Origin of the sequence: Streptomyces sp. NPDC100445 (assembly GCF_044759735.1) — a bacterium.
Taxonomy (GTDB): domain Bacteria; phylum Actinomycetota; class Actinomycetes; order Streptomycetales; family Streptomycetaceae; genus Streptomyces.
The window spans coordinates 341,374-353,882 of record NZ_JBIVZV010000010.1 but is presented as its reverse complement, the minus strand read 5'-3'; the positions used below and the strand labels follow the sequence as shown (position 1 = coordinate 353,882).

General features: G+C 74.7%; 7 protein-coding genes. 3 read left to right on the top strand and 4 right to left on the bottom strand.

Features of this window, described 5'->3' with window-relative positions; all coding sequences use genetic code 11:
* Nucleotides 1-506: 506 nt before the first annotated feature.
* Nucleotides 507-1,055, bottom strand: coding sequence for a MarR family winged helix-turn-helix transcriptional regulator (locus tag ACIQVT_RS24440; RefSeq protein WP_403757701.1), 549 nt, complete (start codon nucleotides 1,053-1,055; stop codon nucleotides 507-509).
* 121 nt (nucleotides 1,056-1,176) lie between these two features.
* On the opposite strand from ACIQVT_RS24440, the gene ACIQVT_RS24435 reads away from it, so the two are divergent.
* The gene (locus ACIQVT_RS24435) at nucleotides 1,177-2,442 is read left to right on the top strand and encodes an MFS transporter (protein WP_403757762.1); all 1,266 of its coding nucleotides are present in this window, start codon (nucleotides 1,177-1,179) and stop codon (nucleotides 2,440-2,442) included.
* A gap of 69 nt (nucleotides 2,443-2,511) precedes the next feature.
* Here the strand turns inward: ACIQVT_RS24435 and ACIQVT_RS24430 are convergent, their stop codons facing one another.
* Both ACIQVT_RS24430 and ACIQVT_RS24425 read right to left on the bottom strand, forming a co-directional pair.
* A complete protein-coding gene (locus ACIQVT_RS24430) occupies nucleotides 2,512-4,158 on the bottom strand; it encodes a SpoIIE family protein phosphatase (protein ID WP_403757698.1) in 1,647 nt (548 codons plus the stop codon).
* 133 nt (nucleotides 4,159-4,291) lie between these two features.
* Nucleotides 4,292-5,668 carry an NAD(P)/FAD-dependent oxidoreductase gene (locus ACIQVT_RS24425; protein ID WP_403757695.1) on the bottom strand — a complete coding sequence of 459 codons (1,377 nt, stop codon included), beginning with the start codon at nucleotides 5,666-5,668 and terminating at the stop codon, nucleotides 4,292-4,294.
* Between the two features lie 378 nt (nucleotides 5,669-6,046).
* On the opposite strand from ACIQVT_RS24425, the gene ACIQVT_RS24420 reads away from it, so the two are divergent.
* Nucleotides 6,047-6,847 (top strand): TetR/AcrR family transcriptional regulator, encoded by an 801-nt coding sequence (locus ACIQVT_RS24420; protein ID WP_403757690.1) that lies wholly within the window; start codon nucleotides 6,047-6,049, stop codon nucleotides 6,845-6,847.
* Nucleotides 6,848-7,250: 403 nt separating this feature from the next.
* Nucleotides 7,251-9,152, top strand: coding sequence for a sigma-70 family RNA polymerase sigma factor (locus ACIQVT_RS24415; protein ID WP_403757687.1), 1,902 nt, complete (start codon nucleotides 7,251-7,253; stop codon nucleotides 9,150-9,152).
* A 26-nt stretch (nucleotides 9,153-9,178) separates the two neighbouring features.
* Here ACIQVT_RS24415 and ACIQVT_RS24410 read toward each other — a convergent pair whose 3' ends face one another.
* Entirely contained in the window at nucleotides 9,179-12,448 is a 3,270-nt protein-coding gene (locus tag ACIQVT_RS24410; RefSeq protein ID WP_403757684.1) for a BTAD domain-containing putative transcriptional regulator, read from the bottom strand.
* Nucleotides 12,449-12,509: the final 61 nt, after the last annotated feature.

Genomic DNA, 12,509 nt, shown 5'->3' with positions numbered 1-12,509 from the left:
ACTTTTGGCACGCTGTTGAGTTCTCAAGGAACGGTCGCTTCCTTTGTACTCACCCTCTCGGGCTTTCCTCCGGGCGCTTCCCTTCGGTCTTGCGTTTCCGACTCTATCAGATCTTTCCGATCCGATTTCCTCGGTGCTTTCCAGGTTCCCGCTTCCGCGTTTCCCTTTCCGGCGGTTCCGACTCTATCAGACCCTTTCGGTGTCTGACTCCCAGTCAGTGGGGCTTGTCCTCCCGGCCGTTGGGCCGTTCCGACGTCTCAAACCTTAGCGGATCCGTCCGGCGATTCCCAATCGGGCGGCCGGGTCCCTATTCGAATTGAATTCGAGCATGCCGAAATCAACCCGGTCAGGAGATCGTGCTGGTGTTTGAGGGTGCCGCTCGGGGCGGCTGAGGCGCCGTCGCAGAACCGTTACGGCTCTGCGGCAACCCGAAGAACCTTACGGATCGCACAGGGGCGTGTCAACACCCCGCTGTCAAGATCTTTTACGTCGGTGTCGGTGGCGCCTCAGTCCAGGTCGCTGAGCCGACCGCCGGCGTCCGGCTGGGCGTGCTCCACCCTGCGCAGGAGCCGGGTGAGGACCTCGCCGAGCACCACGCGCTCCACGGGGGTGAGGTCCTGGAGCAGGTCCTCCTCGAAGACGGTCGCCATGCGCATCGCCTCCAGCCACTTCTCACGGCCGCCGGGGGTCAGCTCCACGATGACCCGGACGCGGTTGGACTCGTCCCGTTCCCGGGTGACCAGGCCCTCGGCGACCATGCGGTCGATCCGGTGGGTCATCGCGGCCGGTGTGAGGCCGAGCCGCTTGGCCAGCTCGCCGGGGCCCATGCGGTACGGGACGCCGGACAGGACGAGGGCCTTGAGGACCTCCCACTCGGCGTTGCTGATCCCGAGGGCGGCGGTCTGGCGGCCGTAGGCGACGTTCATGCGGCGGTTCAGCCGGGAGAGCGCCGACACGATCTGCTCGACCTGGGGGTCGAGGTCCTGGAACTCACGCTGGTACGCCGCGATCTGTTCGTCGAGTGTCGGCTCTGCGACGCCGGGGGTGTCGGCCATGGACGCAGTATCGCACGCACCGCCTTTGCCTCGAAGTCCTTCGATGTGTACTCTTTAGCTTCGAAGTCTTCAGGTCTAACTAGTGGAAGAGGTGAACGTGACCAGGGCGATGGGCGCAGCGATGCGCCGGATCCACGTGGGTAACGCACTCAGCGCGTTCGGGCTCGGCTTCACGGTCCCCTACCTGTACGTCTATGTGGCGCAGGTGCGGGGACTGGGAGCCATGACGGCGGGACTGGTGCTCGCCGTGTTCGCCGTGGCCGCGCTGATAGTTCTGCCGTTCGCCGGCCGGGCGATCGTGCGGCGCGGCCCGCTGCCGGTCCTGGTCGCCGCTCTGGTGACCGCCGCCCTGGGCTCGCTGAGCCTCGGTCTCGCCGGCGGCGCGGCCACCGTGCTGCTGTCCGCGGCGGCGCTCGGCGCCGGACAGGCCGTGATGCAGCCGGCGCTGGCGACGATGATCGTGGACTGCTCGACGGCGGACACCCGCTCGCGGGCGTTCGCTTCGCAGTTCTTCCTCCAGAACCTGGGTCTCGGCGTCGGCGGTCTCATCGGCGGCCACCTCGTCGACACCACCCGCGTGTCCTCGTTCACGCTGCTGTTCGCGATCGAGGCGGCCATGTTCCTGCTGCTGGTCGGTGTGATGGCGACGGTGCGGATGCCGCACTCGCCGCGGATCGAGGACGCGCCCGCCCGGTCGGCGAAGGGCGGCTGGAAGCAGCTGCTGGGGAACCGGACGATGGTGCGGCTGTGCGTGCTGGGCTTCGTGCTGTTCTTCGCCTGCTACGGCCAGTTCGAGTCGGGGCTGAGCGCGTACGGCGTGGAGGCGGCCGGGATATCGACCTCGGCGCTGGGGACGGCGCTGGCCGCGAACACCCTGATGATCGTGGTGGCCCAGTTCGCCGTGCTGAAGTTCGTGGAGCGGCGGCGCCGGTCCCGGGTGATCGCCGCGGTCGGGCTGATCTGGGCCGTGGCCTGGCTGGCCGCCGGGTACGCGGGGCTGGGCCACGGCAGCCGGGAGATGGCCACGGCCGCGTTCGTCGTGACGTACGCGCTGTTCGGGCTGGGTGAGGCCATGCTGTCGCCGACGGTCGCGCCGCTGGTCGCCGATCTGGCGCCGGAGGGCCTGGCCGGGCAGTACAACTCGGCGTTCGCGCTGGTCAAGCAGTTGGCGCTGGCGGTCGGCCCGGCGGTCGGCGGGCCCCTGGCGGCCTCGCTGCCCGCGCCGTACGTGGTGACCTTCCTGCTGTTCTCGCTGGGGATCACCTACCTGGCGCTGCGGCTGGGGCGGCAGCTCACCGCCGTCCAGGACCAGCCGTTCACGGCACGGAGCAGCCGGGTGGTCACGCGCGGCGGGGCGCCGGCGGAGCCGGTGGCCGCGGAGGCGTAGGACGCCCGTCATCTGTGCCGGGGCGGGTCACCCGTCCCGGCACAGGTGTCTCCGGGCGCGTGCCGGTGGTCAGCGCTTGGGGAGGACGAACTCGCACCACACCGCTTTGCCGCCGCCCGGGGTGCGGCGGCTGCCCCAGCTGGTGGCGATGGTCGCCACGATGGCGATTCCCCGGCCGGACTCGTCGCCGGGTTCGGCGCGGCGGCGTCGGGGCAGGTGGTCGTCTCCGTCGGTGACCTCCACGATGAGGCGGCGGTCGGTGCGGCGGAGTCTGAGCCGCATGGGCGGGGTGCCGTGCTGGAGGCTGTTGGCGACCAGTTCGCTGGCGGCGAGGACCCCGAGGTCGTGCAGCTCGGCCGGGAAGCGCCAGCTGGTGAGGACGCCGGAGGCGAAGGCACGCGCGCGGGGGGCCGCCTCGACCCCGCCGAGGAGCTCCAGGGCCGCGTTGCGGAAGAGGTCGCCGTCGGGGCCCGTACGGGCGGGGTGCTGGAGGACGAGGACGGCCACGTCGTCGTCGTGGTCGGCGGTGACGCCGGCCGAGCGGACCAGGCGGTCGCAGACAACCTGCGGGCTGCCGGTGGCCCCGGCGAGGGCGCCGGCGAGCGAGGCGATGCCCTCGTCGAGGTCGGCGTCGCGGCGTTCGACCAGGCCGTCGGTGTACAGGACGGCCGTGGCGCCGGGGCCGAGGGCGATGGAGCCGGAGGAGTGCATCCAGCCGCCGGTGCCGAGGGGCGGACCGGTGGGCTCCTCGGTGCGGGAGACGGTGCCGTTCTCGTCGCGGACCAGGATCGGCAGGTGGCCCGCGGAGGCGTACACCAGGCGGCCCTCGTTGGGGTCGTGGACGGCGTAGCAGCAGGTGGCGATCTGCTGGGGGTCGATCTCGGTGGCGAGGCCGTCCAGGAGCTGGAGCACCTCGTGCGGGGGCAGGTCCAGGCGGGCGTAGGCGCGGACGGCCGTGCGGAGCTGGCCCATGACGGCGGCGGCGCGCACCCCGCGGCCCATGACGTCGCCGATGACCAGGGCGGTGCGGCCGCCGCCGAGGGTGATCACGTCGTACCAGTCGCCGCCGACCGCCGCCTCGGTGCCGCCGGGCTGGTAGGTGGCGGCGATGCGCAGGTCGTCGGGTTGTTCCAGTTCCTGCGGGAGCAGGGAGCGCTGGAGGGTGACGGCGGTCTCGCGCTGGCTGCGTTCGCTGGCGCGCAGGCGTTCGGCGGCCTCGGCGTGGTCGGTGACGTCCGTGGCGAAGACCAGCACGCCGGCGCCGCGTTCGCCGCCCTCGGCGACGGGGGTGCAGGTGAAGGTGTACGAGCGGCCGTCGACGGCCTTGCGGGACTTCAGGGTGCGGGGCCTGCCGCTGCGCAGGACCTGGTCGAGCAGCGGGAGCAGGCCCAGTTCGGCGAGTTCCGGCAGGGCCTCGCGGGCGGGGGCGCCGGTGGGCCGGGCGCCGAAGGCCGCGGTGTAGGCGTCGTTGACGTAGGCGATGCGGTGGTCCGGGCCGTGGACGAGGCAGACGAGGGCCGGGACGCGGTCGAGGACCTCACGCGCGGGCAGTTCGTCGACCGCGGGCACCGGGGCAGTGCCGTCGGCCGGCCGTTCGCCGCGGGCCGCGGGCACGGAGCCTTCTCCCCGCCGGTCCTGGGGGACCGCCGTCTCGGTCCGCGCGGCGGCGCGGCGCTGTGTTCCGGGGAGCCGGGCGCTCCAGCGCGTGAAGTTCACTTGGGGAAGGCCTCGTGGGTGCTGGGGCGGGCGGGTGGCCCGTCCGACGTCGTGGGGCAGTGTGGCAGGGAGCGGGCCGCGGCGGGCGACAACCGTCAGACGCCGGGGTGTGCCGTGGAGTTCCCGGACCGGGTCAGGACGACCCCTTCGGGTCGTCGGAGGGACCGCGCGGCGGTTTTCCACCGGCCGCCAGTTCGAACTCCGCACGGGGGTGTTCGAGTGAGCCGAGCGAGACGATCTCCCGTTTGAAGAGTCCGGCGAGGGTCCATTCGGCGAGCACCCGGGCCTTGCGGTTGACGGTGGGCACCCGGCTGAGGTGGTACACGCGGTGCATGAACCAGGCAGGGTAGCCCTTCAGCCGGCGCCCGTAGACCTGGGCGACGCCCTTGTGCAGGCCGAGGGAGGCGACGGAGCCGACGTACTTGTGCGCGTACGTCTCCAGGGGCTCGCCGCGCAGGGCGTGCGCGATGTTGTCGCCGAGGGTGCGGGCCTGGCGGACGGCGTGCTGGGCGTTGGGGGCGGTCTCGGTGCCGGGTGCGGCGGCCGTGACGTCGGGTACGGCGGCGGCGTCGCCCGCGGCCCAGGCGTGCTCGGTGCCGGCGACGGTCAGCTGGGCCGTGCACCTGAGCCGACCGCGGTCGGTGCGCGGCAGGCCGGTGGCGGCGAGCAGCGGGTGCGGCCGGACGCCGGCGGTCCACACGACCGTACGGGTCGGGAAGCGCTGGCCGTCGCTGAGGACGGCGACGCGGCCCGCGCAGGACTCCAGGCGGGTGTCGAGCAGCACCTGGATGTTGCGGCGGCGCAGCTGGGTGACGGTGTACCGGCCCAGCTCCGCGCCGACCTCGGGGAGGATGCGGTCGGTGGCCTCGACGAGGATCCACCGCATGTCCTCGGGGCGGATGTTGTGGTAGTAGCGGGCGGTGTAGCGGGCCATGTCCTCCAGCTCGCCGAGGGCCTCCACGCCCGCGTAGCCGCCGCCGACGAACACGAAGGTGAGGGCGGCGTCGCGGACGGCGGGGTCGCGGGTGGAGGAGGCGATGTCCATCTGTTCGATGACGTGATTGCGCAGGCCGATGGCCTCTTCGACGGTCTTGAAACCGATGCCGTACTCCGCGAGGCCGGGGACGGGCAGGGCGCGGGAGACGGATCCGGGGGCGAGCACGAGTTCGTCGTAGCCGAGGAGCTCGGCGGGCCTGCCCTCCTCGGCGGTGGCCAGCGTGGTGACGGCGGCGGTGCGGGTGGTGTGGTCGACGGACGTCACCTCGCCGACGATCACGTGGCAGCGGTCCAGGACGCGGCGCAGCGGGACGACGACGTGGCGCGGGGAGATCGAGCCCGCGGCGGCCTCCGGGAGGAACGGCTGGTACGTCATGTACGGGTCCGGTGTGACGACCGTGACGGCGACCTCACCCCTCCGCAGCTCGCCCTTCAGCTTCCGCTGGAGGCGCAGGGCCGTGTACATCCCGACGTAGCCGCCGCCGACAACCAGAATGCGCGCACGTTCCTTCACTGTCCCATGACGCACCCGGCGCTGTTGTTTGTCCACAGCCCCGACAATTTGTGTGACCGGCGGCCCGGTGGGCCCGGGGTCGGCCGCTGTGTCTCCGCAGGACGAATCGGGGCAGGTCAGCGGGGGCGGGCGACAGTGCACGAAGGGGCGCAATCGGGGCGTACGTGCTCCGTACTCCGATCGGGGGGCGCACTGTGCGGAACCTGCCCCTTCTGAATTGACGGTCTCTCAACTATGTTCGTGTGTCGACGGGGTGTAGGGACTGTGGTCGAACGGGTCCGCGACGGGCGGTCCGGTCGGGACCGATGCCACATCCGCGCACTCCGCATTCAGTGGCGGGGAGTCTCCGGGGGGAGACGTCATCACCGGGGGAACGACATGCATGTTCAGGACACGCGTTGGGCATCTGCGGCCACCATCACACCGGGTGGCGGGACGATGACCGCGACGAGGGACGACGGGCGCGCGGACGGGGCGCGCACGACACCGCTGCGGGTGGACGCGCAGCGCAATCTGGAGCACGTGCTGCGTGCGGCGCGCGAGGTGTTCGGCGAGCTGGGCTACGGCGCGCCGATGGAGGACGTGGCGCGGCGCGCGCGGGTCGGGGTCGGCACGGTGTACCGGCGCTTCCCGAGCAAGGACGTGCTGGTCCGGCGGATCGCCCAGGAGGAGACGGCACGCCTGACCGAGCAGGCGCGGACCGCGCTCGGGCAGGAGGAGGAGCCGTGGTCGGCGCTGTCGCGCTTCCTGCGGACGTCCGTGGCGTCGGGGGCCGGACGGCTGCTGCCGCCACAGGTGCTGCGGGTCGGCTCCACCACCGGGGACGAGCCGGTTGGTGCGGGCGGCCCGGTGGGGACCGTCGCGCCGGTCGCCCTGGCCGAGGAGACCCGGATGCCCCAGCAGCGGGTGCAGTCGGGCGGCGGTGAGCTGCGGCTGGTGGCGGACGAGACCCCGCTGACGGCCGACGACACCGGGGCCGGGGCGTTGCTGGAGGTGGTCGGGCAGCTTGTCGACCGGGCACGGTCGGCGGGCGAGCTGCGGGGGGACGTCTCCGTGGGCGACGTGCTCCTGGTGATCGCCACGGCGGCCCCGTCGCTGCCGGACGCGGCACAGCAGGCGGCGGCGTCCACGCGGCTGCTGGACATCCTGCTGGAGGGACTCCGGTCCCGGCCGGTGTGACCGGCACGCCGCACGCCCCCGTCCCACCACCGGTGGGACGGCGTCCGGCGTCCCTACCCGTGCCTGTGGCGGTGCGTGTGCGGCTGTCACCGTCGCGCGGACGCGGGTGTGGTGCGCGGGGTGCGGCCGTTACGGGCTCCCGCGCGGGCGCTCGTACGCGGGGCGGCTCGTACATGGGTCGCTCATGCGCGCGTCGCTCGTGCGCGGGTGCCGGGTGGCGCGCCGCCGGCCGCGTCGACTCGCCCCGCGCCGACACCCTTGTAGGGCAGGGGTGTTCGAGTGGGCGGAGGGAAGTCCGCCCGGACGAGTGGATGCGCTCCGGTACGCGGCCCTGGGGCGCACGCCCTGTGCCACCCTGACCCGGTGACGGGTTGGGCTGGGCCGGTGCCGGGGGCTTTCCGCGATGGGCGTTGACGGGTGGGGCGAGCCACGCGACGACGAGGACACCGAGGCCCGCGAGCTGACCTCACCCCACGTGCCGAGCCAGGGCGGCCGCCCGCCGGGCGCCGACGGCCCGGCGGACGGGACCGTACCGGTCCAGCGCGCCGGGAGCGTCCTGCCACCGCCCCGGGAGAGGCCCCCCGCCGACGGCGAGCTGATCGGACGGATGCGCTCCGGTGACGACTCGGCCTACGAGGAGCTGTACCGGCGCCACGCCGACGCGGTGCGGCGGTACGCGCGCGGCTGCTGCCGGGACGCGCACACCGCCGACGACCTGACCGCCGAGGTGTTCGCGCGGATGCTGCAAGCGGTGCGCGGCGGCTCGGGTCCGCAGCACGCCGTACGGGCCTATCTGCTGACCTCCGTGCGGCGCGTCGCCGCGCACTGGGCCCGGTCCGCCCGGCGTGAGCAGCTCGTCGACGACTTCGCCGCCTTCGCCCAGCAGGCCGCGCGGAGCACGGAGGCACCCGGTGACGGCACCGTGGCGCCCGGCGCCGACGTGCGCGCCCTGCACGAGGCCGAGCAGTCCATGGCCATGCGGGCCTTCCGTTCGCTGCCCGAACGCTGGCAGGCCGTGCTGTGGCACACCGAGGTCGAGGACGAGTCGCCCAGCGAGGTCGCCGTCCTGTTCGGCCTGGACGCCAACGGCACCCGGGTGCTGGCCAGCCGCGCCCGGGAAGGGCTGCGGCAGGCCTACCTCCAGGCCCACGTCAGCGCCGCCCTGGTCCACGACGAGGAGTGCGCCCGCTACGCCGACCAGCTCGGCACGTACGCCCGCCGCAAACTGCGGGTCCGCGCCGAGCGGGGGCTGCGCAAGCACCTGGCGGAGTGCGCACGGTGCCGGCTGGCGGCGGCGCAGATCGAGGAGGTGGCCGACGGCATCCCCGCCGTCGTACCGGTCGCGGTCCTCGGCTGGTTCGGGGCCACCGGGTACGCCAAGGCGCTCGGGATCGTGTCCGGCGGCGCCGGGGCCGGTGCCGGTGCCGCCGCGGCCGGCGGGTCGCCCGGCGGGGCGGGCGGGTCAGCGGCCTCGGAGGGGCTCGGGGCGCCGGTGAAGGCGGGCATCGCGGCCGGTCTCGTCGCGGTGGCCGCCGCCGCGGTGGCGCTGGCTCTGGTGAACGACGGTCGTCCGGCGAAGGAAGTGGCCCGGCCTCGACCGCCCACGCCGGCCGTACGGCCCGCCACACCGAGCCCCACACCGACCCCACCCGCCCGGCGGGCCCCGGCGAGGCCGACGCCTGCCGCGCCCAGGCCGACCCCCCGGCCCGTGCGCCTCACCCCTGAGCCGGCGGCACCGGCCCCAAAAACGCCCCCACTCCCGCCCCCGTCATCGACCGCCACCCCCACACCCACCCCCAGGCCCACGCCACCCCCCGCCCCGAAGCCCGCCCCCACGCCGCCGCCGGCTCCCGCTCCACCTCCGGCGTCCGCCGTCTACCGGCTGAGCGCCCTGCGCTACGACCTCGACGGCGACGGCACCCGGCCGGAGATTTCCCTCGCCGGGAGCGGCTGGGTGTGGCAGCGCTACGGCGTGTCGGTCGGCGGCAGCCGGTACGCGCACGGGGTGACCGTGTCCGGCCGGTCCTCGGTCACCGTCGCCCTCAACCGCCGCTGCACCGCCTACGACGCCCTGGCCGGCGTCGACGACCTCACCCTCGGCCTCGGCCGGGTCTCGTTCTCCGTGTACGCCGACGGGGACCGGCTCTGGCGGTCCGCCCCGGTCGAGGGCGGCGACCGGGCCGTCCCCGTCCATGTGGATCTGACCGGCCGCGCGACCGTACGGCTGGTCGTGGAGCCGTCCGGCACCGCCTTCGACCGGACGGCGCTCGCCGACTGGGCGGAGTCCGGGTTCACCTGCCGCTAGCCCGGGCCGGCGCCCGTCGGCGAAGGTCAGTCGACGGCCGCCGGGACGCCCAGTTCCCGCAGGACGTCCGTGACGCCGAGGGACGCGCCGCGGGCGCTCTCGGCCGCGTAGCGGTCGGCCGGCAGGGCCGCGCGGGCGCCGGCGAGCACCCGGGCGGCGACGCCGCGCTCCGGCTCCGGCCGCCGGCGGCCGTCCCGCCAGTGGTCGGCGGCGGCGAACAGCCGGACGGCGCCGGGCAGATCGCCGGCGCGGGCCAGCAGGTCGGCGGCGATGTCCACCAGTCCGGCCGTGATCGTCTCGGCGCACCCCAGTGCCACGGCCTCGCGCAGGGCCTCCGCGGCGATCGGCAGGCCGTGCTCCGGGCCCGACTCGTCGGCCTCGAGCAGCACCTCGACGGTGCGCTGGGCCGCGACGAACTGCGGGGGCGGGGTTCCGTCCCGCACCAGCGCGCACGTCGCCTCGTACAGCTCGCGGGCGTGCGCGGCCCGGCCGTCGTGCAGGGCGATGTGGGCGCGCAGCAGCAGGACGAAGGCGCGGGACTCCGGCACCGCGTACCGGTCGGCGGCCGTCTCCGCCTCGTCCAGGGCGGTGAGCGCGGCCTGCCGGTCACCGGAGCGGTAGGCGATCTCGGCGAGGCGGGCCTTCAGGAACGGGGACTCCGCGTACGCGCCGACCTCGTAGGCCAGCCGCAGGGCCTCCTCGTACTCGCCGCGTGCCTCGTCGAACCGGCCGCGTGCCATGGCCGCCTCGCCGGCCGCGCCGCACACCTGGGCGCGCATCCAACGGTCACCGACGCGCCGGCTCAGCTGCCGCAGCTCGGCCAGGTCCTCGTCGACACCCTCCAGGTTGCCGGGCGAGTCGACGGCCACGTGGGTGCGGAACATCAGGACCACGCCGACCTCCCAGGCCCCGCCGTGACGGCGGCAGTTGGCGACGACCCGGGTCAGGTCCGGCTGGACGTCGGCCGAGCCGCCCAGGTAGTGGGCGGTGAGCGGCCAGATCAGGCCGGGGAGCCGGGCGGCCCGGGGACCGCCGGGTTCGTAGGCGGCGCGTACGCGCGCGATGTACTCCGGTGCCCGGTCGTCGCCCGAGAGGCTGTCCGTGCGGGACTCGGAGGTCAGGAAAAGGTCGAGCATGCGCAGGTCCATGCGCAGCTCGCCGAGCGGATGCCCCGTCTCCCCCTCGGGGCCGGTGAGGAAGGCGCCCACCGGGTCCGCCGACTCGATCAGCTCCGGCAGGGCGGCCGCCGGCGCGCCGGCGGACACGGCGTCCAGGGCGACGCCCAGCCGGAGGACCAGCCGTACCCAGGTCACCGCCTCCTGGCGGTGGTTGCGCAGCCACCAGAACCAGCCGACGGCCAGGACGACGGCGCCCGCGCCGGCCTCGTCGCCCGCGCGCACCGCGCGGTCCAGGGCCGCGCGGACATTGTCCAGCTCGGTCTCCAGGCGGGCGATCCAGGGGAGCTGGGCCGCCGACCGCAGTCGCGGTTCCGCCTCCTCCACCAGGGCCCGCACCCAGGCGCCGTGGCGCCGCTCGGCCGCCGCGCGCAGACCGGGGACCTCGGCGGCGCGCTCGGTGGCGTACTCGTGGATGGTCTCCAGCATGCGGTAGCGCATGCCGGGCGCGGTGCCGTCGGGGTCGTGCGGGGCGGCGACCACGAGGGACTTGTCGACCAGCGCGCCGATCAGCTCCGCCGCCGGGCCGCTGCACACGGCCTCGGCCGCGGCGAGGTCCCAGCCGCCGGCGAACACCGACACCTCGCACAGGACCGTGCGTTCCCGTTCGTCCAGCAGGTCCCAGGACCAGTCGACGACCGCGCGGAGGGTCTGCTGGCGGGGCAGGACGGTACGGCTGCCGGAGGTGAGCAGGCGGAAGCGGTCGTCCAGGCGGTCGGCGATCTGGCGCGGGGTGAGCAGCCTCAGCCGGGCGGCGGCCAGTTCGATGGCGAGCGGCAGTCCGTCCAGACGGCGGCAGATCTCCGTGACGGCGGCGGTGTCGCCGAGGACGGCGTCGGCGTCGGGACGGACGGCCCTCGCGCGCTCGGCGAAGAGGTGGTGCGCCTGCTCCGGCGCGAGCGGCTCGACCGGGCGCACCGACTCGCCCGGCACGCCGAGGGGTTCACGGCTGGTGGCGAGGATGGTCAGACCGGGGCAGTGGGTGAGGAGGGTCTCGGCGAGAGTGGCCGCCGCGTCGACGACGTGCTCGCAGTTGTCGAGGATCAGCAGCCGGTCGCGCGTGGCGCAGTACTCGACCAGCAGGGCCGTGGGGTCGGTCTGCGACGTCGCCAGGTCGTTGGCCAGCAGCACGGTCTCGCGCAGACCGAGGGCGCTGACCACCGCGCCGGGCACCGCATCCGGCCGGTCCAGCGGGGCCAGCTCGGCCATCCACGCCGAGGGGAACGCGGCGGCGGCCTCCTCGGCCAGGCGGGTCTTCCCGGAGCCGCCCGGCCCGGTGAGCGTGACCAGGCGGGCCCCGCGCAGTTCCGCGCGGACGGCCTTCAGCTCCGGCTCCCGTCCGACGAAGGACGTCAGGCGGGGCCGGAGGTTACCGGTGCGCTCGGCGGGCCGCGGCGCCTCCGGGCGCGTCCGGTCATCCGGCTCGCCCTCACGCAACAACTCCAGGTGCAGCGCGCGGAGTTCCGGGCCGGGGTCGGCGCCGAGGGTGTCGGCGAGGGCGCGGCGGACGGACTCGTGGGCGGCGAGGGCGTCGGCCGTGCGGCCGGAGTCCCGCAGCGCGCGGACGAGGAGCGCGTGCACCGGTTCGTCGTACGGGTACGCCGCGGCCAGTTCCCGCAGCTCCGGTACGGCCTCCCGGGCGCGGCCGAGGGCGAGCGCGGCGGCGGCGCGGGCACGGGCCGCGTCCAGGCGGAGGGCGTTCGCTCGGGTGGCGGCGGTGCGGTCGGGGAGGTCGGCGAGGGCCGGGCCGTGCCACAGGGCGAGGGCCTCGGTGAGGGTGCGGTGGGCGGTGGCCGGGTCGCCGGCGGCGAGGGCGTGGGTGCCGGCCCGGGTGAGCCGCTCGAAGACGTGCAGGTCCACGTCGTCCTCGGTCGCCTCCAGGCGGTAGCCGCCGGGTGCGGAGGCGACCGCGTGTCTGCCGAGGGTACGGCGGAGCCGGCCGACGAGCGCCTGGAGGGCGGCCGGGGCGTCCTGGGGCGGATCGTCCGCCCAGATGTCCCCGATGAGGGTGTCGGGGGTCGTGGTGCGGCCGGGGCTCAGGGCCAGGACGGCGAGGAGCGTACGCAGGCGCGGCCCGCCGATGGGCAGGGGGGTGCCCTGGTCGTCCGCCGCTTGGGTCACGCCCAGGATCCTGTACCGCACCAGGTCATTGTCCCGGTGAGCACCGGACGGGGCACGGGGG